Origin of the sequence: Cohnella sp. SGD-V74 (assembly GCF_003001675.1) — a bacterium.
Classification (GTDB): domain Bacteria; phylum Bacillota; class Bacilli; order Paenibacillales; family Paenibacillaceae; genus Cohnella.
The window spans coordinates 617355-642028 of record NZ_PVYW01000001.1 but is presented as its reverse complement, the minus strand read 5'-3'; the positions used below and the strand labels follow the sequence as shown (position 1 = coordinate 642028).

The window sequence follows — 24674 nt, the reverse complement described above, 5'->3', positions numbered from 1 at the left end:
ATTGCAAGCGTGTCTGGGCGTCTGGATCGCATCAAGATGTTTCATACCGATCGCGGGAGTGAGTTCGATAACAAGCTCATTTCCGAGGCGCTGGAAACCTTCGAAATTAAGCGCTCGCTGAGCAATAAAGGCTGCCCTCACGATAATGCAGTTGCCGAAGCAACGTTTAAGATTTTCAAGACGGAGTTTTTCAACCAACGACATTTTCAAAATCTTCAACAACTGAAGCTGGAACTTGATGATTACGTTCACTGGTTCAATCATCACCGCATTCACGGGACACTTGATTATCGGACGCCTGTTGAAGCTCGGCGGTTGCCCTCATAAAATCTGTCCGATTTCGTGTTGACAATCCACAATGCTTAAAATGGGGGGCGAACAGAAAAATAAAAAAAGCGCAAATGATGAAGAGCAGAGAAGAGCCCAAATAAAACAAGGTGGTCAATTTCCGGTTTCGGCTTATTTTAGATCACCGCTCGTTTCATTTTAGATTCAGGTGCGTTTCTGTTTCCCAACGATACCTTTTATGAAATAAAACGTAAAGATTATTTTGTATTGAAACCAAGGAAGGCGCTTGTACGTATCGGATTTTATCGGAAGCTCGGAAGGAGAAGATGAAGTGGGCAAATGGTTTTTGCATCCGCTGAGAGTGAGATATCAGGAGACGGACCAGATGGGGGTCGTCTATCACGTCAACTATTTGAACTGGTTCGAGATCGGCAGGACGGAATGGGTGCGCCGGGCGGGAATTGCCTATCGGGAGATGGAAGCCAGAGGTTTGCTGCTCCCGGTCACGCATTTGGAGGCTTCGTTCCAGCAGGCGGCGCATTACGACGAGTGGATAACCGTCTGTACCCGCATCTCCGAGATGACCAGCCTTCGCGTCGGGTTCGAATCGAGAGTGCTCGGAGGCAACTTGACGGACAGTCTGGGCGATCTGTATGAAGGAGAGGAGCCGCCCGGCACGCTTCTCGTCAAGGGAGCCACGCGCCATGTGTGGGTGAACAAGGAATGGAAGCCCGTTCGATTCGCGCGCGAAGCTCCCGATTGGTATGATAAAATGACTGTATTGGCGGGACTAGACGGATAAGGAGAGGGTGACGGCTTTGCCAAGAAAGCTGCTGACGATTATCGTACTGGCGATTCTGATCGAAATCTGGGGCATTTATATGATGGGAAGTTGGATCGGGGGATTCTGGACGTTCGGGCTGCTGCTGGCGACAAGCTTGCTCGGAGCCTACCTGATCCAGACGGAAGGCCGCAAAGTGTGGCGTCAGGCGCAGCAGCAGATGCAGAGCGGCCAGCCGCCGGGACATACTTTGCTTGAGGGACTGTGCGTGCTGGCCGGGGGCATTCTGCTCATCATTCCGGGCTTTATCTCGGACATCGTCGGACTGACGCTTCTGTTCCCGCTTACCCGTCCGCTGTACCGGCTGTATATGTATCGCTGGCTCGAGCGCCTGGTGCGCGGAGGCCGATTCACGATCAACCGGGGACCGGACCGCTGGTAAACATAACAACGATACGGCTGTCGCTTAGCGGCCGCCGTATTTCACATAGCGTCCGATATCCCGGAACACGTTCGCCCGATGGCAGGCGGTCAGGATGACGACGGCGATCGGCCCGATGATCAGGCCGAATATGCCGAACAGCTTCAGACCCGCGAACATCGCGATCAGCGTAGGCAGCGGGTCCAATCCGACGCTGGAGGCGAGCACCTTGGGCTCGATGATCTGGCGGGCGACGAGGATAATGCCGTACAGCACCGACAGCCCCGTCCCGAGCGTCCAATTGCCGGTCAGAAACTCGTAGGCGATCCAGGGGATCATCGCGGCGCCCACGCCCAAGTACGGAAGCAGATCCACGAATCCGATAATGAGGCCGATCGCCAGCGCGTTTTTAACCCCGATCAGCCATAACCCGATAATGATGACGACGGCCGTAATGGAGATCATGATGAGCTGCGCCCGCACGTATCCGAACAGGGCGAAGCGCAGGTCTCTCCATACCGCGCCGGTTTTTCGGACGAGCGCCCGGGGAAACCACAGCTGAATGCGAGTTCCGTAGCGGTTCCAGTCCTTGCCGATGAAGAACGAGGCGAGCAGCACGACGATGGCGATCGTCATGACCGCGGGCAGCGAGTACAAAATGCGGACGATGCCGCTGAAGAACAGGCTGATCAGCCCTGTTCCCGTATTCGTAATCGCTTGCGCGGTGTTGGAGAGGCTGTTGTTGATTGTATCCTTGTAGCCGGGATTGTGGAGGTAGAAGTCGTTGATCCGGCTCATGACGTCCTGAATTTCCGGATTGGCCAGCAAGTCGTTGAACGATTTCTCCGCCCAGGCGACAAGGTTCTGCAGCGAGCGGGACAACGCCACGATTTCGTCGACGAGGCGCATGACGAGGGCGGACGCGATCGCCAGCAGCGCCGACGTGAACAGGAGCAGCGTGACGCCGACCGCAAGCCATCTGGGAAGCCGCGCTCTGACGTGGAGGAGGCCGACCAGCGGGTTCAAGGCATAGGCGAGCAGCCAGCCCAGCAGGAACGGATACAGGAAGGGCAGCGACCACCACAGCGCCAGCAGCGCCGTCGTCAACATCGCGGCCACGAGCAGTAAACGGGACAACTGGGCTCCGATTTTTCGATCCATGCCGATCGCCTCTTTCCCGAACCGGATTTCATTTCACATTCCGTTAACGCAACGTTGATCTAGAGTTTACAATCGACCAACATAATGAAGGAAACAAGTCGGCGCAGCAGTTGGTCGCTGGCATTTCGAACAGGGGGAAGCGGATTGTCTAGCGTCAAGAAATACATTAACCGCGATTTAAGCTGGCTGGAATTCAACAGGCGGGTGCTCGAAGAAGCCGAAGATCCGGGCACTCCCCTTCTGGAGCGATTGCAGTTTCTGTCCATCGTGCAGAGCAACCTAGATGAGTTTATGAGCGTCAGGGTCGCGGGATTACAAGCTCAGAGCAAAGCCGGCTACTCGAAAACGGATTTTACCGGCTACACGCCCCAAGGATTGCTTAAGCGACTGATGAAACGGAGCATACGGATGGTGCGGGAACAGTACCGGACGTATCGTGATCTGCTCAGGCTGCTGGCCAAGGAGGGCGTGTCGCTGGCCTCATACGCGGACTTGCAGCAGGAGCAGCAGCAGATTCTGACGGAGCATTTCAAACAGATCGTCTACCCGGTACTGACTCCGATGGCGGTCGACCAGAGTCGTCCGTTTCCTCTCGTTCATAGCAAGGAGCAATATTTGGCCGTCGTTCTGAAGAGGGAGCATGCGGGGACACCGGAAGACGAGGAGGAGACGTACTGCGCGATCGTTCAGGTGCCTTCGATTCTGGCCCGAACGGTTCTCGTGCCGGGAAGGAGAAACAGCCGCAAGCTCGTCTATCTGCTGCTTGAGGATTTGATCAAGGAGCATATCGGCTTGCTGTTCAGCGGATACCGCGTCGTAGCGGTGCACGCTTTCCGCGCGACGCGCAATTCCGACTTGACGCCTAATGAGGAGGGCGCGGACGATTTGCTCCAGGAGATCGAGAAGGAGCTGCGCCGCCGCCAGAGAGGATTGCCGGTAAGGCTCGAGGTCGAGAAAGGCATTCATTCGGAAGCGCTCGATCTGCTAAAGGACGAGCTGGAGCTGTCCGACGAGTTTATCGACGAGATCGACGGACCGCTGGACCTGGGCTTCCTGTCCAAATTCGCCGCGGCCCTCCCGAATTACGATCATCTCCGTTATCCGAAGTACGAGCCGGTATATCCCGAGGAGTTCGACGAGACCGACGACATTCTGTCCGTGCTCCGGGAGAGGGACGTGCTCGTCTATCATCCGTACGAATCGTTCGAGATCGTTAACGATTTCGTGCTGCAAGCGGCGGCCGATCCCGACGTGCTTGCAATCAAGATGACGCTGTACCGGGTCAACGTCAACTCCGTGCTCATTCAGGCGTTGTCGAGCGCGGCCGAATCCGGCAAGCAGGTGACGGTTGTCGTGGAGATCAAGGCGAGGTTCGACGAAGCTCGCAACATCGCCTGGGCGCGTCAGCTCGAGAAATCGGGATGCCATGTCGTGTACGGTCTGGTCGGATTAAAAACGCATGCGAAAATCACGCTCGTCGTGCGCAAGGAAGACGCAGCGCTCAGAAGATACGTGCACGTGGGGACGGGGAACTACAACGAGAGCACGGCGCGCTTCTATACCGACGCGGGACTGTTCACGAGCCATCCGGCCATCGGAGCGGACGCGACCGCGCTGTTCAACGAAATGACGGGGTATTCGGCGCCTCATCTGTGGTCGGCTTTCGCCGTGGCGCCGGTCGGCCTGAAGCCGAAGCTGTTCGAGCTGATCGACCGGGAGATCGCCAACGCCCAAGCGGGCAAAACCGCGCGGATCGTGGCGAAGATGAACTCGCTGTCGAACCAGTCGATGATCGACAAGCTGTACGAGGCGTCTCAGGCGGGGGTTAAAATCGATCTGATCGTCAGAGGGGTATGCTGCCTGCGCCCCGGCGTTCCGGAGCTGAGCGAGAACATCCGGGTCGTCAGCATCGTCGATCGCTATCTCGAGCATGCGAGAATACTCGCGGTGTCCGCCGGAGGCAACGAGGAAGTGTACATTTCCAGCGCGGACTGGATGACCCGGAATTTGAACCGCAGGGTCGAGCTGATGTGTCCGGTGTACGACAAGGGACTTCGTCTGATGCTGATGAACGTGCTGCAGATGAACTTGGCCGACAACGTCAAGGCAAGAGAGCTTCAACCGACGGGCTCGTACGCCCGTGTGACGAACGAGCTGGCGCCGCTTCGCAGCCAGTTCGAAGCGGCGGACATTCCTCTGTGGAAATCGGTCGCGGCGGCGTTCGACTCATAGACGGTCCGCGGAGGCGGCGTTTGTCCGGACAACTTGCAATTCGGGAGTCATGCCCCATACTTTCTTGAATTCCTTGGCCATGTTGGCGACTTCCATCCGCTCGACCGGCAGAGGGTCCTCGGACTCGGCGAGCAGCCGGAGCTTCTTGTCTTCGACGGCGATCCCGAGCGCGGAGATCGCTTGGGACTCGCTGCGATCCAGCGCCGAGGCGAGCAGCAGCAGCGTTCCCAGCCTGACGACCGTCTCTTGGTCGTCGTCCCGAAGCAAGGATTGATAGGGCGACAGCTTTCTTCTGGATGAGCTGGAGCTCCGGTACGAGGCGATCGCCGCGGTCAGAATTGTCTCGCGGTGGGACAAGCCGTTCCAATGGGTATGAAGAAGCATGTAGAACGTATGATCGGCGCAGTCGTTGTAGTCGATCGTCGCGCCGATCCGGGACAGGCTGACGGCAGTCTCCAGCAGCCTGCGGCTTTCCTCCGGCAGCGGCGACGAGCCGGCCAGCCGCTCGAACAGCGCCGCGGCCAGCTTGCGCACTTGACGCAGATGCTCGCCCGGCGCGGCGGGATACAGCGCGTTCAGATTCCGCACGCTTTCCTCCAGCACGTCGCCGACAGAGGCGGGCAGCGGATACGGCTCGCACGTTTCGTAGAACAGCCCGTCGCGCAATCCGGTGCCGCAGACGGCCAGCGTCGAAGCCCGCGTATGCTTCATTACGCCGAGCAAGACGGCGAGTCCCGGCACGATGACGTCGCCGCGATCCTTGGACAAGCCGGGGCGCTTGCGGCGCTGGGGAACGGCAATGCGGGCGAGATCCTCCAGTGCGCCGGATACGTCGGCCTCGGACATCTCGTATCCGTGCAGATGCGGGAACGGGTAGCCGGATTCGCGCTGCCGAAGCTTGGCCAGCGCGCGGACCGTTCCGCCCAGTCCGATCAGCGGCAGCCCGGGATGCTTGGCGATCCAGTCGGCCCCCTCAAGCAGGCGCTTGGTATCGGCGAATATCTCGTTCAACGTTTCCTGGGGCACGGGGCCTTCTCCGAGGCCGTAACGGGCGGAGACGTTCACGCACCCGATCGGGAACGACACGGCGGAGACGACTTCCCGGTTTCGAAGAAGCGTGATCTCTGTGCTGCCGCCTCCGATATCCACGACGAAACCGTCGTCGAGCGGCAAGCTGTTCAGCATTGCCACGCTTCCGATGCGCGCTTCCTCTTCGCCGGACAGAATTTCGATGTCGAGGCCGGAGGCGGAGCGAAGGCGTGCGATGACTTCTTCGCGGTTGACGGCTTGCCGGATCGCCGCCGTGGCCACGGCGCGAATCCGCTCGGCTCCGTGCTTGGCGCAGATGCGGACGTAATGCCGCAGCACTTCCGCAAGCTCGTTCGCCGCTTCAGCGGGCAGCGTGCCGTCCGCCGCCATGCGCTGGCTCAGCCTGGCGGACCAGCGTCCCTGGTCGACAACCCTGTAAGCTCCGTTGCCGGAAATCTGATAGACGGACAGGCGGACGGTGTTGGAGCCGATATCTATAATTCCGGTTACCCGGTTCGTCGTCGTATGCATGCTGCGAGTCCTCCAAACGTTCAAACCTTCTTAGACATTGTTCGTTACATTGTATCATAAATCGTCCGGTGGAATAATTAGGGGCTTTAAGCAAATGATTATAGAGTCGCTTGTTCAAGAACGATTCGTGATAGGTCCGATAAAGCATTTTTATGCCCCCATCGGTTCCATTCGCCTGTGAAATCGATTATCATTAAAAAAGGTCAAAAAATGTTAAGATTGTTACGGTTTGCGTACAATATCGAGCTGGGAGCGCTTCTAGCTTGCGCGCAGACTTATGCGGGCATTCCCCGGCGACAGGGCAGACAAGCCGGCGGACATGAATTTTCCGGTCAAAGGAGAGAGAAAAATATGACAGCAACCAAGGGCCTTGAGGGAATCGTCGCCGCGAAGTCTTCCATCAGTTCCATTATCGACGGCGTCCTGACCTATCAAGGCATTAACATCGACGAACTCGCGGAAAAGGCTTCGTTCGAGGAAGTCGTTTATTTGCTGTGGCACGGCAAGCTTCCTACTCAATCGCAGCTTGACGAATTGCAAGCTCAGCTCGGCGAATACGCTTCCGTTCCGGCCGAAGTTATCGAAGGCCTGCGCTTATACCCGAAGAACGCCAACTCGATGGCCGCGCTGCGCACGGCCGTATCCAGTTTGGCCCTATACGATAGCGAAGCGAACGACATGAGCAAGGAAGCGAACTACCGCAAAGCGGTCAGACTGCAAGCGCAGCTGCCGACGGTCGTCGCCGCGTTCGCGCGAATCCGCGAAGGCAAAGAGCCGGTCGCTCCGAAGAAGGGCGCGGGCGTCGCGCATAACTTCCTCTATATGCTGACAGGCGAAGAGCCGGCGCAAGTCGCCATCGAAGCGATGGACAAAGCGCTCGTCCTTCACGCCGACCACGAGCTGAACGCTTCGACCTTCGCGTCCCGCGTCACGGTCGCGACGCTGTCGGACATCTATTCCGGCGTCACGTCGGCGATCGGAGCTCTGAAGGGCCCGCTGCACGGCGGAGCGAACGAAGCGGTCATGGTCATGCTCGACGAGATCGGTTCCTTGGCGAACGTGGAGCCTTACATCCAGAACAAGCTGGACAACAAGGTCAAGATCATGGGCTTCGGCCACCGCGTCTACAAGAACGGCGATCCTCGCGCCAAGCATCTGATGCAGATGTCCCGCCAGCTCGGCGAGCTGAAAGGCGATATGACGCTGTACGAGATGTCCGTCAAGATCGAGGAGCTCGTCACCGGCCAGAAGGGGCTTAAGCCGAACGTGGATTTCTACTCGGCTTCCTGCTACACGATGCTGGGCATTCCGCGCGACCTGTTCACGCCGATCTTCGCGATCAGCCGCGTATCCGGCTGGACGGCCCACATTTTGGAGCAATACGAAGACAACCGTCTGATCCGCCCGCGCGCGGAATATGTCGGTCCGGTAGACCAGCACTACGCGCCGATCTCCCAAAGAGGTTAAAGCAGCATAGCTGTGTGCCGGCGGGTTGCCTCCATCCTCGTACCGCGGGGGCGGGCCGCCGGTTCTTCGCGAGATGACAAATAGATCATTATTCAGGAGGAGTAACGTAATTATGAAACTCGAAAAATTCGCAGCGCCGACTTCCGGCGAGAAAATCACGGTAACGAACGGCGTACTGAACGTACCTAACAATCCGATCATTCCTTTCATCGAAGGCGACGGCACGGGCCGCGACATCTGGAAAGCTTCCAAGCGCGTGCTCGACGCGGCAGTCGAGAAAGCTTACAACGGCGAGAAACAAATCGCTTGGTACGAAGTGTTTGCCGGCGAGAAGGCATTCAATACTTACGGCGAATGGCTGCCTAACGATACGCTCGAAGCGATCCGCGAGATGATCATCGCGATCAAAGGTCCTCTGACTACGCCGATCGGCGGCGGCATCCGCTCTCTGAACGTTGCTCTTCGCCAAGAGCTGGACCTGTACGTCTGCTTGCGTCCGGTTCGCTACTTCACGGGCGTTCCTTCCCCGGTTAAGCGTCCGGAACTCGTAGACATGGTCATTTTCCGCGAAAACACGGAAGACATCTATGCCGGCATCGAGTACCAATCCGGTACGGAAGAAGTCAAAAAAGTGCTCGAGTTCCTGCAAAACGAAATGGGCGTCAAAAAAATCCGCTTCCCGGAAACTTCGGGCATCGGCATCAAGCCGGTTTCCGCGGAAGGTTCCAAGCGTCTCGTGCGCGCCGCGATCGAATACGCGATCAAGCATAACCGCAAATCCGTTACGCTCGTACACAAAGGCAACATCATGAAGTTCACGGAAGGCGCGTTCAAAAACTGGGGCTACGAAGTGGCCGAGCAAGAATTCGGCGACAAAGTGTTCACTTGGGGCCAATACGACGTCATCAAAGCCGAGCAAGGCGAAGCGGCGGCTAACGCGGCTCAGAAAGCGGCTCTGGACGAAGGCAAAATCCTGGTAAAGGACGCCATCGCCGACATCGCTCTGCAGCAAGTTCTGACCCGTCCGACAGACTTCGACGTCATCGCGACGCTGAACCTGAACGGCGATTACCTGTCCGACGCGCTGGCTGCTCAAGTCGGCGGAATCGGAATCGCTCCGGGAGCGAACATTAACTATGTGACCGGCCATGCGATCTTCGAAGCGACGCACGGCACAGCTCCTAAATATGCGGACAAAGACGTCGTCAACCCGGGCTCCGTTATTCTGTCCGGCGTTATGATGCTCGAGCACCTCGGCTGGCTGGAAGCGGCCGACCTGATCTACAAAGGCCTCGAGAAATCGATCGGCAGCAAAGTCGTTACTTACGACTTCGCCCGTCTGATGGAAGGCGCTACGGAAGTGAAATGCTCCGAGTTCGCTGACGAGATCATCAAGAACTTCTAAATAAGATTCCGTCGCCCGCAAGGGGATGAATCGCAAGGGGAATGAACCGTCGCCTGCATAGGCGGCGGTTCTCCCCGCATAACGGGGTTATGCGGGAAAAGGCAAAATGACAAAGGAGGCAATCAAGTGGCAATCAAACGCGCAAAAATTACGGTCGTAGGCGCCGGCTTCACCGGCGCGACTACGGCGTTGATGCTGGCCCAGAAGGAGTTGGGCGACGTCGTTCTGCTCGATATTCCTCAGCTTGAGAATCCGACGAAGGGCAAGGCGCTCGATATGCTGGAATCGACTCCGGTGCAAGGGGTGGACGCCAACATTATCGGCACGGCGGACTATGCGGATTCCGCGAATTCCGACGTCGTCATCATTACGGCGGGCATCGCCCGCAAACCGGGCATGAGCCGCGACGATCTCGTGAACACGAACGCCGGCATCGTGAAGTCGGTGTGCGAGAATGTCAAAGCGACAAGTCCCAACGCCTACGTCATCATTTTGTCCAACCCGGTCGACGCCATGACTTATGTGGCGAACAAGGCGCTCGGCTTCCCCAAAAATCGCGTGATCGGCCAATCCGGCGTGCTCGATACCGCCCGTTATAACACGTTCCTTGCGCAAGCGCTCAACGTGTCCGTCGAAGACGTGCGCGGCGTCGTGCTCGGCGGCCACGGCGACGATATGGTTCCGCTCGTCCGCTATACGACGATCGGCGGCATTCCCGTCGAGAAGCTGCTTCCGAAAGAGCAGATCGACGCCATCGTGGCCCGCACGCGCACCGGCGGCGGCGAGATCGTCAACCTGCTGGGCAACGGCAGCGCGTATTTCGCTCCGGCGGCTTCCCTGGTGCAAATGACGGAAGCGATTCTGAAGGATAAGAAACGGATCCTTCCGGTCATCGCGCTGCTTCAAGGCGAATACGGCTTCGAAAACTTGTTCATGGGCGTGCTCGCCGTGCTTGGCGGAGACGGCATCGAGAAAGTGATCGAGCTCGATCTGACGGCGGAGGAGAAGGCCGCTCTCGAGAAATCCGCGGACTCCGTGCGCAACGTCATCAAGATCGTCGACAACGCGTAACGGATCAAGACGTCTCGGAATCGCCGAAAGCCTGCCTCGAAGCAGGTCTTCGGCGATTTTTTTGCGTCTTGGGCGAGTTGGGCAGCGAGAAGAAGCCGAAACCCAGCCGCCCAGGCTCGAAAAGTTTTGCTCGTCCATTTTTTTGTGTATACTTAGGATGTCTTAGTTTGGTTGATCAATATTGGAGGTTTCGACGAATGGCGAATGTAATGTTGTTTTTGCACGTAGTAGGCGCGGTCGGCATGGGCGTGTACGCGATCCTGCCGTTCGTGGCCGGGAAGTTCAAGCAATTGTCCGGCACCGCGCAGGAAGGGCTGGCTCGCGGGTTGATCTCCGGCGGCAGAATCGGGCAGTATGCCCTGGTTCTCCAACTGATCACGGGCGGCTATCTGTTGACCGGATTAAACGTGTCTTATGCCGTCTCCTGGATCGTGACGGTAGGCATCCTGTTCCTCGCGATCGGCGCCCTCAGCGGCATCGTCCAAGGACCGCTTAAGCGAATCGCGGAAGCATCCGTCAAGGGCGAGAGCGCCAGCGCTTCGATCTCGAAAGTGCAGACGCTCAGCACGATCATTTTCGTTCTGTTTTTGGTCATCATTTGGTTTATGCAAGTGCCTTGGTATAAGGCGTAAGCAGAGCGGGCGCAACGCCCCTCGCGGAATCCCCTCCGGCTGCCGGATGGGGATTTTTGCTTAATTCTGTGTCTATTCTTCTGTGTTATAATGCTTGGGTTACTCCCAAGACGATGCAGAGGAATGAAGGAAGATCAAGAGAATCGCACACGCAATCAACCGCTACGACGCGGGAATCTGGATCAGGGTGCTCGGCTCGGCGTTAACGACGATTACGAGTTTTATGATTCGCCCTTTTCTGGTTCTCTATCTCTACGATAAAATGGAAGGCTCGATTATTCTGCCGATGATTATCGTCGGTCTGCAGCCGCTGTGCGGATTGCTCGTCAGTTGGTACGGAGGCGGCTGGAGCGACCGCTTCGGGCGGAAGCCGTTGATGACGGCGGCTCTCGCGCTGCAGATGGCCTGCATGGTCGGCTACGTGTTCGCGGAAGACGTGTGGCATTACGCGGCAATCTCGATCGTGAACGGGATCGGCTTTGCTCTGTTTATGCCGGCCGCGAATGCGCAGATTACGGACATGGTGCCGGAGAACAAGCGCGCGGAAGTGTTTGCCTTGATGCATACCGCATTTAACGTAGGGGCTGCGGTCGGTCCCGTGCTCGGTTTGCTGATGTTCGACTGGAATCCGTCCGCGGTTTTCCTTATCTCGGCGCTGTCCTTCCTGCTGTACGGCTTGTTGATCGCGTTTAAGCTGCCGGAGACGATGCCTCGGGCGGCCCGGGACGCGTCCGGCCGGGTGCTGCGGGCTCCGCGGAGGACGAAGTTTCGCTGGGCGGAGCACAAGACGCTGCTGTGGATGACGCTGTTCAGCTTACCGGTCGGCTTGCTGTACGCTCAGGTCGAATCGACGTTTCCGCTGCATCTGCAAACGAATTTCGAGCATTACCGGACGCTGCTCGCTTCCATTTTGACTTTTAACGGCGTGATGGTCATCGCCATGCAAATCTGGATTGCCAGAAAAACGGAGGCGATGCGCTCTCATCTCGTGATCGGCGCCTCTTACGGACTGTTTGCCGTCGTGGCGCTCGGTTACGGATATTCGACCGTCATCGTCTGGCTGTTCATCGCGGAATTCGTGTTTACGATCGGGGAGATGATCTTCGGGCCGCACATGCAGAAGGCCGTATCCGTTATGGCTCCGGCTGAGCAGCGCGGCTTCTACTTCTCTGTATACGGGACGAGCCACCTGATGTCCAGAGGACTTGGGCCCGTGCTGGGAGGACTGCTGCTCGAGTACGGAGGCGGGGAGACGCTGTTTACAGCGCTGGCCGTTCTTATCTTGCTGGCCGGCTTCGCGCAATACCGCGTCGTCCGCCAATTTTCCGAAGCCGCTTAGCCGGCTTCTTTTTTTTCGAGCGCGGAACAATCGGGGAGCTTTTGTCGTCTGAAGGTAGAGGTGATGAGAAATGAGAACCGCATTGGCGCTGTTCGCGTGCCTGCTGCTGACGTTTACCGCGGGCGCGATCGCGGCTCCGGGAACGGCTTACGCCTGCTCCTGCGCCGCTCCGCCGTCCGTCGAAGACGAATTGAGCCGCAAGACGGCGATATTTTCCGGCACGGTGACGAAGCTGGTCAAGCCGGATAAAGGGATTATCGACAGCTCGATCGATCGGGTGGAAGTTACGTTCGATGTCGAGAACGTGTGGAAAGGCGAGCTGACCAAGCAAACGAAGGTGTATACGGCGATCGGCTCGGAAAGCTGCGGTTACGTGCAGTTCAAGGAAGGCGGCCGATACCTCGTGTCCGCCTACGGAACTCCGGAACGGTTGGAGACGGGTATGTGCGAGCTGACGAAACCGATCGATGAAGCCGGGGACGCATTAGAGCAGCTGGGCGCGGGATATGAACCGGCCGAAGGGAGCAAGCCGGGAAGCGTATCGGCGGAAGGGAGCGGGCCGGGAAGCGGATCGGTTGAAGGGAGTAGTCCCGGGAGACAATCGGCTGAAGAAGGCGTGCCCGGAAGCGAAGAGGCCGAAGGCGGGGCTTCGGTTTGGGCGTGGATCGGCTTCGTTGCCGCCGTCGGCATTGGCGTTCTGATCTTCGTCAGAACCAGAAGCAAACATAAAGGAGGCGGGCAACGATGAGAAGGAGAAGGGGCGTTCTATTGGCGTTTCTGGCTGCATTCGTCGTACTGCTCTCGGCTTGCGGAGAGAGCACGGGAGCATCGAACGATGGGGCCGGGCAATCTTCCGAAGAGCCGGAGTTTGTCTATACGGGTTATATCGTCGATAGGAAAGGCGATGGAATTCTAGTCACGGGCTCTGTCAAAACGAACACTAGCGACGACGGGGGAGCAAACCACTATTACGAAGCTACCTGGTTTTCCAATGCAGGTACGGAGCACGGCATCGGCGAGCGGGTTCGAGTATGGCCGGACGGACCTATCGCGGAATCTTACCCGGGGCAAGGGAAGGCGGGGCGCGTGGAAGCTTTCGCGGCGCAGCAGCCTGACGGCGCGAATCTGACGGAGGCGGAAGCGATCCGCAAAGCGCTGGAAGCTCCCGACGCCGGCGGAATGTTCCCGCCAGCGGTCAAAGAGGCGGAATACAAGGCGAACACCGGGCATTGGCGGATCGAGCTGGCGTACAATGGAGAGGCTCGTACGGTTGTCGTGACCGTTCCGGATAAGCAATAAAGAACGATCGATTTATGAAACATGAGGGCTGTCCTATAAATAAAAGAGACGTACCGAACGATTATCGAGGGATAGTCACGGGCATCTATCTCCCTCCGGTCTCCAGGAGATAGATGCCCATCCTTTTACAACGATAATCTGTACGTCTCTGTTTATGGGATAGCCTCAACCTGTTATCGATCGTTTTTATTGCCCTGATTTATGAGCCAAGCCCATTCGTATGTTAAGCCAGCCACTCGTCCCAACGGCTCTCCAAGTAATTTTTCATCCACAGGCACACTTCCCACAGATCGGAGACCGGCTGCCGGGTGAACGGAAGCGTATGCAGATAACCCGGTGGTCCGAACTCGGGGACGAAAATGAGCTGTTCCGCGCCTTGATCGCGGCGATGGCGGGCGATGGAACGCCACCAGGCGTCGTGCGCCGCAAGCGCGTCGGCATGCTCCGGCGCGGCCGGATGATTGACCTGCGGCCCTTCGGCATAGCCGACGCGGGCGTGGACGTATGCGGCGCGCGCCGTGATTTTCTCCATCCGTCCGGCCTGATCCTCGAGCAAGGATTCGCATACGACGCACCAGTGGCTGAAGTCGGCGCACAGGCGCAGCTCCGGCAGATCGTTCAGCAGGAGTTCGGTCGTCCATGGCGTATACATGGCCCGTCCGCGGTGCGTCTCATGAACGACGGGGATACCGAGAGCGCGTTCGATTTCCGCCGCTTGGCGATAGAAGCTCAGCTGCTCTTCGTAAGGCATATCGTCCTTCGCGCTATGAGCGTTGATCAGCACGGGCGAGAACGTGGCCGCCCGCTCAAGCTGACTACGGAACGACTCGACGTGATCGCCGTTCGTGAACGCCATCGAGGAATATTCCAGTCCGTATCGGGCCAGCAGCTCGCGGAACTTCTCCTCCTCGTCCGGTCCGGGCGGCGGGCTTTCGACCCCGGCATAGCCGGCTGCGGCGATTTTTGCGAATTTTTCTTCCAGCGTCAGATGTTCCATTCCCCACAGCGATTTGAATACTTTCAGTTTCATGATGGCTGATCGTCTCCTTCGGTTTCGGATAGTTCGTCGATCGTTCGTTCGAATCCCGGCGCCAGATGGTCGAGAAACCATTCCACTTCGGGAAGCCCGAGCTGCGCAAGCTTCTCTTCGATCTGGCGGCGGGCCGTGGCGAACTCGCGATTGCCTGCGGACATCTCGCTGGTGCACTTCAAATAGGCGTCGAGCAGATCGGCGGCTTTCAGCAGCTTGGCGAGGGCAGGATCGTCCGGCTGACGCGTGAACAGCGGGGCATAGCTGCCGCGCAGCCGTTCGGGCACGTTGGCCAGCAGCCGCTCGGAGGCCATCGCTTCAATCTCGCGGAAATTGGCGAGAATCCGCGGGTTCTGATGCTTCACGGGCGTCGGAATGTCGCCGGTGAATACCTCCGTCGCATCGTGGAACAACGCGTAGGAGGCGAGCTGCTCCGGCTGAACGTCGCGCCCGAATATTTCCCGCGCAATAACGCCCAGGGAATGGGCGATCAGGGCGACGTGGAAGGAATGCTCGGCGACGTTTTCCGGATTCGCGCTGCGCATCAGACTCCAGCGCTCGATATGCTGCAATCGGTACATATACGCCAAAAAATGATTGGCCATGAAGGCGGCACCCTTTCTCCGGCAAGTCGGTTTTGCTCGACTTTGGTTAAACTTATAGGGAGCATATATGCTATTATATATTTAATAGGAGTCAACGAATAGAGAGGGGATTCAGCACTTATGTCATCTGCATTCGAACAAAGCGTCTATAAGCTCATCGTAGAAACGTCCACGAATCTTCCGGCGGATGTCCGCCGTGCCATAACCGCCGCCAGAGAGGCGGAAGACCAAGCTACGCGCGCGGGCTTGTCCCTGTCCACAATCGCGCAAAACATCGAAATGGCCGAGTGCAATGTGTCGCCGATCTGCCAGGATACGGGAATGCCTACGTTCGTTGTCCATACGCCGGTCGGCGCCAACCAGATCGTAATGAAGAAGGAGATCCGCAGCGCGATCGCCAGAGCGACCAAAGACGGCAAGCTTCGCACCAATTCGGTCGATTCGTTGACGGGAGCGAATACGGGAGACAATCTGGGACCCGGCACGCCGGTCATCCACTTCGAACAGTGGGAGCGCGACGAGGTCGACGTGCGTCTCATTCTTAAAGGCGGCGGCTGCGAGAACAAAAACATTCAATACAGCCTGCCGTGCGAGATCGAAGGGCTCGGCAAAGCGGGGCGAGATCTCGACGGCATCCGCAAATGCATTCTGCATGCGGTGTATCAGGCGCAGGGTCAGGGCTGCAGCGCCGGCTTCATCGGAGTCGGCATCGGCGGCGACCGGACGACCGGCTACGAGCTCGCCAAGCAGCAGCTGTTCCGCAACGTCGACGACGTTAACGCGATTCCCGAGCTGGCTCAGCTGGAGGACTACGTGCTGGAGAAAGCGAACGAGCTCGGCATCGGCACGATGGGCTTCGGCGGCAACGTGACGCTGCTCGGCTGCAAAGTCGGCGTGGCCAATCGTCTTCCGGCCAGCTTCTTCGTCTCCGTCGCCTACAACTGCTGGGCGTATCGCCGCCAAGGCGTGCTGCTCGACGGCGACACGCACGAGATCAAGAGCTGGATTTACGAAGGCGGCTCGAACGTTCCGATGAAGGACAAGGCGGTTGCGGCGGCGGAAGCGCCCAGAGGGAAAGAAATCGTGCTGCAGATGCCTCTCTCGGAAGAGGATGTGCGCAGCTTGAAAGTAGGAGACGTCGTCATTCTGAACGGAGAGATGCACACGGGTCGGGACGCGCTGCACAAGCACCTGATGGATCACGATTCCCCGATCGACCTGAACGGCGGCGTTATCTATCACTGCGGACCGGTTATGCTCAAGGATTCCGACGGCTGGCACGTGAAGGCGGCGGGGCCGACGACGAGCATTCGCGAGGAGCCGTACCAAGGCGATATCTTGAAAAAGTTCGGCTTGCGCGCGGTTATCGGCAAAGGCGGCATGGGGCCGAAAACTCTTGCGGCGCTCCAGGAGCATGGGGCGGTGTACTTGAACGCGGTAGGCGGAGCGGCCCAATATTATGCGGAGTGCATCCAGCAGGTGAACGGCGTCGACTTTATGGAATTCGGCATTCCGGAAGCGATGTGGCATCTGCAGGTCGAAGGCTTCGCGGCGATTGTCACGATGGACGCTCACGGCAACAGCCTGCATGCGGACGTTGACAAAGATTCAAGAGCGAAGCTGGAGCAGTTCAAAGATCCCGTATTCGCGTAACGAAGAAGGAGCGCACCCCCGGTCATGACCAAGTTCCGTTTCAAGCTTACTGTCCTGTTCGTGCTGCTGATCGGCTCCTCCGTGCTTGCGGCCGGTCTGCTCATGGGCAATTCCTATCAGAAAAACCATCAAGCGGCGCTGCGAGATCATATGATTCGCGAACTGCACGTCCTGAACGCGGCGGTGCCTTGGCCGGGTACGCTGGACGACGCCCAAGCGAGCGAATATTTGCAGGGACAGGCTCAGCGATTCAAGGAAATCGCCGAGATGCGCATCACCTACATTCGACCTGACGGAACGGTCATAGGCGACTCCGATCACGATCCCGGGACGATGAACAATCATCTGGACCGGGAGGAAGTGCGCGAAGCGCTGGCGTCCGGAACGGGAAGCAGCATCCGGTACAGCGACACCTTGAAGGAGCGCATGATGTACGTCGCGATCATGGTGAACGCGGGCGAGGGCTCCGCTGCAACGGGGGTCGTGCGTCTGGCGATGAGCCTCGGAGACGTCGAGCGGAGCCTGGACAACATGTGGCTGGCGCTTATTTTCGGGCTGCTCCTGTTGTTCGTCGTTGCCGGAGCGGTCAGCTACCGCGTCGCGCTTGGCGTGACAAGACCGCTGGAACGGATGACTTCGGCGGCGAAGCGGATGGCCAATATGGATTACGCGACGCGGGTGCCGGAGGGCGGCAAGGACGAGGTTGGCGAACTGGCGCGCGCGCTGAACGCGATGGCGGCAAGCTTGCAGGATCAGCTCGATGAAATCCGCGACAACGGAACGCGGCTGCAGAGCGTGCTCGACAATATGACGAGCGGCGTCGTCATGATCGCGCCCGACGGCAAAATTACTTTGTACAACCGCGAAGCGGAGCTGCTGCTCGGCAGCACGGTGCGCGAGCGCGTCGGCCGCAACGTCACGGAAATCCGCCAGCATTTCGAGCTGGTCAACCTGATCCGCGAAGTTCTGGAGCAGCCGGTTGCGGTTCACGAGGAGCTGACGGTGTATTATCCGGAGGAGCGGCTGCTCGAAATTCATATCGTGCCGATGACGATGGGCGGCGACGACGAGCAAGGCTTGCTGCTCGTGCTGCAGGACGTGACGGCGATCCGCCGTCTGGAGCGGATGCGCAGCGAGTTCGTCGCCAACGTCTCGCACGAGCTGAAGACGCCGGTAGCCGCGGTGAAAGGCTTCGCAGAGACGCTGCTCGCGGGGGCGATGAACGACGAGGAGACGGCGAGATCTTTCCTGACGATCATTCAGGACGAGAGCGACCGGCTGAACCGGCTGATCGGAGACATTCTGGAGCTGTCCAAGATCGAGTCGCGCCGTTCTCCGCTGCAATTTTCCCCGATCGACCTGCCGGCCTTCCTCGCACGGATGACCGAGCTGCTGTCGCCGGAAGCGGCGAAGAAGAGCATCGAGCTGGATGTGCAGGCGGAGGAGGGGCTGTTCCTCGAAGCGGACGAAGACCGCCTCGGCCAGATCGTCATGAATCTGATGCAGAACGGGATCAACTACACGCCGGAAGGCGGCAAGGTGAAAGTGCGGGCGGAGATCGTGGAGGCGGATGGCGGAGACGAGGAACTGGTGCGCATTACGGTGTCGGATACCGGGATCGGCATTCCGAAGAAGGACATCCCGCGCATTTTCGAACGGTTTTACCGCGTCGACAAAGCCCGTTCCCGCAGCTCCGGAGGCACCGGCCTGGGGCTGTCGATCGTCAAGCATCTGACCGAGCTGCACCACGGAACGATTCGGGTGGAGAGCACGGTCGGCGCTGGTTCCCGGTTTATTTTGGAGCTTCCGCTGCTGCAACCGTAAAGCAGGCCTGTCTATTTTACGCTGAGTTAACATTTGCATGATGTTGGCTTTACAGTGGTATGATAAAACTAACATAGATGAGCCATTAAGGCAGGGAATCCTGCCTATCCGGAGGTACGCATGTCGGACAAAGTTTTGATTATAGAGGACGAACCGACGCTTGCCCGTCTCGTAACCTACAACCTTTCACAGGAAGGCTATGAAACGGAAGTGGTAGGAAACGGAGCGGAAGGGCTTCATAAAGCGATACATGAATCCTATGCGATTATCTTCCTGGACCTGATGCTCCCGGGCATGAACGGCTTCGAAGTGCTCCAGAAGCTGCGGCAGAACGGCGTGCGCACGCCCGTCATCATTCTGACCGCGAGGAACGCGGAGGAGGAAGTCGTGCAGGGGCTTAAGCTCGGGGCGGACGATTACATTACGAAGCCGTTCGGCGTGGCGGAGCTGCTCGCCCGGACATCGGCCGTGCTCAGGCGCTCGCGCAACGAGGAGAGCAAGCCGGCGAAAGCGGCGGACGGGGAGAAAGTCATTTCGATCGGCGATCTGCAGATTTTCCCCGACAAGTACGAGGTGTTCTCGGGAGGCCAGTGGATTACGCTTCGGCCGAAGGAGTTCGAGGTGCTGCTGTACTTGGCGGAACGGCCCGGCATCGTCATTACGCGGGACGACCTGATGAACGTCGTATGGGGCTTCGATTACATCGGCGGCCAACGCACCGTAGACGTGCACGTCAGCTCCCTGCGCAAGAAGCTGGAGCTGAACCAGCAGAGCGTGCAGATCGATTCGATTCGCGGCGTCGGCTACAAGCTGTTCGTCAACCGGAAGTCGACTTCGAATCATTGAGAGTATCCGAACTTATATCGCAATTCTCGCCCGGGTCTAGCGACTCGGGCGTTTTTCTTGGCGCTATTGAAGGTTTTGCACATCGATTTGCGGAATTAATGCTATGTCTCACCCCGGCTATCGCTTATAATTTGGTCAAAAAAATAAAGGGGATACGCGCATGGGCAAGCTATTGAACAAAAACGATGTGATTTTGTTTCAAGGGGACAGCATTACGGATACGGGACGGAACCGGGACGACGGCGGCGATCTGGGCAAAGGGTATGCCTTCCTGATCGCGGCGCATTTGTCCGCCAAGTATCCCGAATTGGATTTGAAATTTCTCAATCGGGGCATCAGCGGCAACCGCGTGAGCAATTTGCAAGAGAGATGGCAGCGGGATTGCCTCGATCTGGAGCCGACCTGGGTGTCCGTCTATATCGGAATCAACGATACGTGGCGCCGCTACGACCGGGACGATCCGACTTCCGTCGAGCGGTTCGAGGAAGGTTACCGCGATTTGCTTGTCAGGACGACGGAACGGCTGCAAGCGAAGCTGATCCTGATCGAGCCGTTCGTCCTGCCGCATCCGGCGGACCGGGAAGCTTGGCGGGAGGATTTGGACCCGAAAATTCATGTCGTGCGCAAGCTGGCGCGGGAGTTCGGCGCGCTGCTCGTGCCTCTGGACGGTTTGTTCGCCCAGGCTGCGACGAGAGCGCATTCGCCATACTGGGCGCCGGACGGCGTGCATCCTTCCCCCGCCGGGCATGCGCTGATTGCCAAGGCGTGGCTGGAAACGATCGGAGAAGATTAAGTTTCGGGGAGGGATCGTTATCATCAAGCGGATCTGGCCGGGCAATCGCAGCATCATCGTGAATTGGTTGATTTCTTATTTGTCCGTATTGTTCGTGCCGATCGTCATCAGCGGAGCGATCTACGTCTCCACGATGGACGTCGTCAAAACCGAGATCAAGCGCGCCAACGAATCCACGCTGCTGCAGATGGAGCAGGCGATCGACGGCATGCTGAGAGGGATCGAACGGATCAGCGTGGAGATTTCGCTGAACAAGCCGATCGCCGATTTTACGCATGCCACGAGTCCGCTAAGCGACAGCGACCATTACGAACTGTTCGAGATCGCCAACGCCTTGCGCGTGTACAAGCTGGCCAACGAGTTTATCGAACAAATCTATGTCCGTTACGAGAACAGCGATACCGTCATCTCGCCTCAGGAGCGGATGGACAGCCGATCGCTGTTCTCCCTGCTGCAGCACCGGGAGGACGTGAAGAGCGAGGAATGGAACGATATTTTCGATTCCCGCTATACCCGGGCCTATACGCCGGTGCTGTACGAGGCGGACGGCAAGCCCGTTCGTTCCGTTCTGTATGCCCGGTCTATCGCCCTGCACAATCCGGGACAGCCGAGCGACGTGATTCTGATCGTGATCAAAGACTCCAAGCTGCTGGAGAACATCAGGCCCGCCGAAGGCTCGTCGGTTGTCGTCATGGACGAGAACAATCGCATCATCGCTTCAAGCGACGACCATAGCTTCGCTTCCTCGCTGGACTACGGCCGGATGAAGGAGGAACGGGGGCTGACGTACGAATATTCGGACAGCGGCGAGCTGGCCGTGTCGCATACGACATCGGCCGTTACGGGATGGAAGTATGTCGTGCTCACCCCGGCCAAAGTATACAACCAGAAGATGGAGTACACGAAAAACCTGATTTACGTCAGCATCGTTCTCTGTCTTGTCATAGGCGGATTCGTCACTTATTTCTTCATGCGCATGAACTACAGCCCGATCAGCATGCTGATTCGCAGCTTTTCCGGCAAAGTCGGCGTGCCGTTCGACGGCAATTCCAACGAATATTCGTATTTGGAGAGGGCGATCGACAGCGCTTTTCACGAGAAAGAAGAGATCAGCAAACGGCTGAAGCGGCATAACGACGTCGTCCGCTCGCATTTTCTGGCCGGACTGCTTAAAGGGCGCGTGGAGAGCAGCGTGCCGATTCACGATTCGCTGGCCGCCCACGACATCGAGTTTGGCTCGTCCGACTACGCCGTATTGCTGTTTTATATCGAGGATTACGGAAAATACGGCGATGCCGACGGCAATGTTGAAGACGCTTCCAAGAAGCGTCTGCTGCATTTTTTTATCACGAACGTCGTCGAGGAAACGTCCCGGGAAAACAACCGCGCGTATATGGTCGATATGGACGATTCGCTGGCCTGCATTCTCAACTTCCGGCAGGACGATCCCGAGCGCAACGCCGGCGAGCTGATGCGGATTGCCGAGAGCACGAAGGATTTTCTGTACCGCCATCTGCAGGTTCGTCTCGCCGTTGCGATCAGCGGCATTCATGGAGAAATATTCGCAATCGGGCAAGCTTACCAGGAAGCGCTGGAGGCGCTGGAATACGGCATGGTGCTGGGCAACGGGGAGACGACCAACTATTCTTCCCTGAAGCAATCGGAGCTGGAGAGCGCGATGGACGGCTATTACTACCCGCTGACGATCGAGCAGCAGCTGATCAATTTTATGAAGACGGGCAATTACGAGAAATCGCAGCAGCTTGTCGAAGTTATTTTCCGCAAAAATCTCGAGAACGCTTCATTGTCCGTCCCGCTGGCCAAATGCTTGATGTTCGACTTGATCAGCACGATGATGAAAACGGTAGAGGACATGAACGCGATCAACAAAGCGATGTTCATGGAGCAGTCGAATCCCGTGGACAGGCTGATGAACTGCCGGTCGATCCGGGAGATGAAAGCCCAATTGCTGGAGACGCTGGGGCAGGCGTGCACGATCATCGAAAGCAGCCGCAAGCGAGACAACCAACTGATCGATCAGGTGATCGCTTACGTGCAGGACCAGTATCGCGACGAGAACTTGAACATTTCCCGTATCGGCGAACGCTTCGGCTTAACGCCGTCGTATCTGTCGAGGCAGTTCCGCGACCAGACCGGCGAGGCTTTGCTGGACTTCATCAACAAGACGCGATTGCAGGAAGCCAAGAGATTGCTGCTGGAGAAAAAGCGTCCCGTCAACGAAATTTCCCGCGCCGTCGGGTATGCGGATATCAATACGTTTAACCGGATTTTCAAGAAGTTCGAGGGGATTACGCCCGGGAAGTACCGGGAGATGAACTAAAGCGTGTATGCATACACGCCCTAAGCCGCGCCGATCTATGGTCGGCTTTTCATTTTTGCATGCCACACCACATTTTAACGATGCGGAATTTCAGCTTTTAACGGTTGTTTTAGGTTTTGACGATTTATTTCTAACGCGGCGGCGGTTGATAATTCGGGTAGAGTGCACTCGCCAATACGCTTAAGGGGGATTTCGATGAAAGCTCAGTCCGCTGGTTCAAGACGCTTGAGTATTTTGCTTTCCATTGTTATCGTATTCGGATTGTTAATGGCCTGCTCGAAAGAAGAGAAGAATAGCGCGGGGCCTAGTTCGCCCGCCGCTTCGTCTGCGAACGGGGAAAGCCAACCGCCAGTGCAGCCGTCGGGCGATCCGGCCGGAGCGTATCCGGTCAATACGACCGAGACGATTACTTCGTGGGAAGAAGTGAACGACAACCTGATCACGTTCTATTCCAACCTTGCGGACACGCCGTTCGGCAAGCAGCTGGAGCAGGAAACCGGCATCAAGGTCAAGTACACGCATCCCGCAAGCGGACAGCGCAAGGAACAATTTAATCTGATGATCGCCTCGAACAACTTGACGGACACGATCGAGATCGATTGGACGGTCGAATATCCGGGAGGCCCCGAGAAAGCGATCAACGACAAAGTCATCGTTCCGCTGAACGATCTGATCGACCAGCATGCGCCGAACTTGAAGAAGCTGCTCCAGGACAATCCCGAGCTGGACAGGATGATGAAGACCGACAATGGAACCTACTACGTCTTCCCGATGATTCGTCCGGACAACGCCCTCGTATTCCGCGGACCGATCATTCGCAAGGACTGGCTGGACGAGCTTAATCTGGAAGTCCCGACGACAATCGACGAGTGGTATGCGGTGCTTCAGGCCTTTAAGGAGCACAAAGGCGCGACGGCTCCGTTCACGGCGATGTACAACAACGAGACGAACTTGCAGGACGCCTTCATCGGCGCGTTCCGCACCGCCAACCGCCATTACATCGACGACAACGGCAAGGTGCAGTACGGCCCGATCGACCCGCAGTTCAAGGACGCGCTTGCGCTGCTGCGCAAATGGTATGAGGAGGGTCTGTTCGACAAAGATTTTGCTCTGAACACGGACACGAAAGCGCTGGATGCCAAAATGCTGAGCGGACAGTCCGGCGCGACGGTTCACCTTATCTCCGGAGGGCTCGGCAGATGGATGGAGTCCGGCAAGAAGAGCGACGAGAAATTCCATCTCGTACCCGCGCCGTATCCGACCTTGAACAAAGGCGACACTGCGTTCATCGGCCAGCGCAGCTTCGAGTTTAATCCGTCGGCGAGCAAGGGCATTACGACGGCGGCGAAAAATCCCGAGCTGGTCGCCAAATGGCTGGACTACGCCTACAGCGAGCCGGGCGCGAGGCTGTTCAACTTCGGCGTCGAAGGCGAGAGCTATACGATGGCCGACGGAAAGCCCGTATTTACGGACAAAGTTTTGAAGGACCCGCAATACAGCGTGCAGCAGATGATCTCTCAGTATACGAAGCCGAACGGACCGTTCCTCGGCGATCCAAGAAAAAGCCTGAACACGTATCCCGAAATGGACGAAGCCGCCGTCGTCTGGGCGAAGACGGACGCCGCCAAGCATTTGCTGCCGGGTTTCCTTACGCCTACTGTCGAGGAAAGCCAGGAAGTCGCCAAGATTCTGACTGCGGTAACGAGCTATAAGGAAGAGATGTTCATGAAGTTCGTTATGGGCAAGGAGCCGCTCGACCGTTTCGACAGCTACGTCGAACAGATTCGTTCGATGGGCATCGACAGGGTTACGGAAATTTATCAGGCCGCGCTGGAGCGATACAACAACAGGTAAGCGCAAGCCGATCCGCGGATCGTCCGCGCCGGATACCGTCCGCGGATCGGCTGCCAAGGATGGAGAGGAACC

Annotated in this window: 21 protein-coding genes; 17 read left to right on the top strand and 4 right to left on the bottom strand. The window is 57.7% G+C overall.

Features of this window, described 5'->3' with window-relative positions; genetic code table 11:
* The 3 genes from B0G52_RS02835 to B0G52_RS02825 form a co-directional block, all read left to right on the top strand.
* A partial coding sequence (locus tag B0G52_RS02835; protein WP_158223549.1) for an IS3 family transposase occupies positions 1 to 327 on the top strand: 327 nt, incomplete at its 5' end.
* A 292-nt stretch (positions 328 to 619) separates the two neighbouring features.
* On the top strand, positions 620 to 1090 hold the full coding sequence (locus B0G52_RS02830; RefSeq protein ID WP_094042019.1) for an acyl-CoA thioesterase: 471 nt from the start codon (positions 620 to 622) through the stop codon (positions 1088 to 1090).
* Positions 1091 to 1106: 16 nt separating this feature from the next.
* Positions 1107 to 1511, top strand: a complete 405-nt coding sequence (locus B0G52_RS02825) for an FxsA family protein (RefSeq protein ID WP_094041968.1) — start codon at positions 1107 to 1109, stop codon at positions 1509 to 1511.
* A gap of 24 nt (positions 1512 to 1535) precedes the next feature.
* Here the strand turns inward: B0G52_RS02825 and ytvI are convergent, their stop codons facing one another.
* The gene (gene ytvI / locus B0G52_RS02820) at positions 1536 to 2651 is read right to left on the bottom strand and encodes a sporulation integral membrane protein YtvI (RefSeq protein ID WP_094041967.1); all 1116 of its coding nucleotides are present in this window, start codon (positions 2649 to 2651) and stop codon (positions 1536 to 1538) included.
* 84 nt (positions 2652 to 2735) lie between these two features.
* Here ytvI and ppk1 point away from each other — a divergent pair, with 84 nt between their 5' ends.
* The gene (gene ppk1, locus B0G52_RS02815) at positions 2736 to 4883 is read left to right on the top strand and encodes a polyphosphate kinase 1 (protein WP_094041966.1); all 2148 of its coding nucleotides are present in this window, start codon (positions 2736 to 2738) and stop codon (positions 4881 to 4883) included.
* On the opposite strand, the gene B0G52_RS02810 is transcribed toward ppk1, so the two are convergent.
* Complete coding sequence (locus tag B0G52_RS02810) at positions 4878 to 6443, bottom strand: Ppx/GppA phosphatase family protein (protein WP_094041965.1); 1566 nt, start codon at positions 6441 to 6443, stop codon at positions 4878 to 4880. The two genes, ppk1 and B0G52_RS02810, sit on opposite strands and share 6 nt — an antisense overlap.
* A 351-nt stretch (positions 6444 to 6794) precedes the next feature.
* Here B0G52_RS02810 and citZ point away from each other — a divergent pair, with 351 nt between their 5' ends.
* From citZ to B0G52_RS02775, 7 genes are all read left to right on the top strand, one after another.
* Positions 6795 to 7910 carry a citrate synthase gene (gene citZ / locus B0G52_RS02805; RefSeq protein ID WP_094041964.1) on the top strand — a complete coding sequence of 372 codons (1116 nt, stop codon included), beginning with the start codon at positions 6795 to 6797 and terminating at the stop codon, positions 7908 to 7910.
* A gap of 112 nt (positions 7911 to 8022) precedes the next feature.
* Positions 8023 to 9315 carry an NADP-dependent isocitrate dehydrogenase gene (gene icd / locus B0G52_RS02800; protein ID WP_094041963.1) on the top strand — a complete coding sequence of 431 codons (1293 nt, stop codon included), beginning with the start codon at positions 8023 to 8025 and terminating at the stop codon, positions 9313 to 9315.
* A 126-nt stretch (positions 9316 to 9441) separates the two neighbouring features.
* Complete coding sequence (gene mdh, locus B0G52_RS02795) at positions 9442 to 10386, top strand: malate dehydrogenase (protein ID WP_094041962.1); 945 nt, start codon at positions 9442 to 9444, stop codon at positions 10384 to 10386.
* Positions 10387 to 10583: 197 nt separating this feature from the next.
* On the top strand, positions 10584 to 11018 hold the full coding sequence (locus B0G52_RS02790) for a DUF2269 family protein (RefSeq protein ID WP_094041961.1): 435 nt from the start codon (positions 10584 to 10586) through the stop codon (positions 11016 to 11018).
* A 187-nt stretch (positions 11019 to 11205) separates the two neighbouring features.
* Positions 11206 to 12357, top strand: a complete 1152-nt coding sequence (locus tag B0G52_RS02785) for an MDR family MFS transporter (protein ID WP_255407485.1) — start codon at positions 11206 to 11208, stop codon at positions 12355 to 12357.
* Positions 12358 to 12427: 70 nt separating this feature from the next.
* Complete coding sequence (locus tag B0G52_RS02780) at positions 12428 to 13105, top strand: hypothetical protein (RefSeq protein WP_094041960.1); 678 nt, start codon at positions 12428 to 12430, stop codon at positions 13103 to 13105.
* Positions 13102 to 13656, top strand: a complete 555-nt coding sequence (locus B0G52_RS02775) for a DUF3221 domain-containing protein (protein ID WP_094041959.1) — start codon at positions 13102 to 13104, stop codon at positions 13654 to 13656. Before B0G52_RS02780 ends, B0G52_RS02775 begins: the two co-directional genes overlap by 4 nt.
* A gap of 223 nt (positions 13657 to 13879) precedes the next feature.
* Here B0G52_RS02775 and B0G52_RS02770 read toward each other — a convergent pair whose 3' ends face one another.
* Complete coding sequence (locus tag B0G52_RS02770; protein WP_094041958.1) at positions 13880 to 14686, bottom strand: sugar phosphate isomerase/epimerase family protein; 807 nt, start codon at positions 14684 to 14686, stop codon at positions 13880 to 13882.
* Complete coding sequence (gene yfbR / locus B0G52_RS02765; RefSeq protein ID WP_094041957.1) at positions 14683 to 15291, bottom strand: 5'-deoxynucleotidase; 609 nt, start codon at positions 15289 to 15291, stop codon at positions 14683 to 14685. Before yfbR ends, B0G52_RS02770 begins: the two co-directional genes overlap by 4 nt.
* A 120-nt stretch (positions 15292 to 15411) precedes the next feature.
* On the opposite strand from yfbR, the gene B0G52_RS02760 reads away from it, so the two are divergent.
* The 6 genes from B0G52_RS02760 (at position 15412) to B0G52_RS02735 (ending at position 24602) form a co-directional block, all read left to right on the top strand.
* Entirely contained in the window at positions 15412 to 16944 is a 1533-nt protein-coding gene (locus tag B0G52_RS02760; protein WP_094041956.1) for a fumarate hydratase, read from the top strand.
* A 24-nt stretch (positions 16945 to 16968) separates the two neighbouring features.
* Complete coding sequence (gene pnpS / locus B0G52_RS02755; RefSeq protein ID WP_094041955.1) at positions 16969 to 18768, top strand: two-component system histidine kinase PnpS; 1800 nt, start codon at positions 16969 to 16971, stop codon at positions 18766 to 18768.
* Between the two features lie 120 nt (positions 18769 to 18888).
* On the top strand, positions 18889 to 19614 hold the full coding sequence (locus B0G52_RS02750) for a response regulator transcription factor (protein WP_094041954.1): 726 nt from the start codon (positions 18889 to 18891) through the stop codon (positions 19612 to 19614).
* 160 nt (positions 19615 to 19774) lie between these two features.
* Positions 19775 to 20407 (top strand): SGNH/GDSL hydrolase family protein, encoded by a 633-nt coding sequence (locus B0G52_RS02745; protein ID WP_094041953.1) that lies wholly within the window; start codon positions 19775 to 19777, stop codon positions 20405 to 20407.
* Positions 20408 to 20465: 58 nt separating this feature from the next.
* Complete coding sequence (locus B0G52_RS02740) at positions 20466 to 22748, top strand: helix-turn-helix domain-containing protein (RefSeq protein ID WP_233162286.1); 2283 nt, start codon at positions 20466 to 20468, stop codon at positions 22746 to 22748.
* 195 nt (positions 22749 to 22943) lie between these two features.
* Positions 22944 to 24602 (top strand): extracellular solute-binding protein, encoded by a 1659-nt coding sequence (locus B0G52_RS02735; protein WP_094041952.1) that lies wholly within the window; start codon positions 22944 to 22946, stop codon positions 24600 to 24602.
* Positions 24603 to 24674 lie beyond the last annotated feature (72 nt).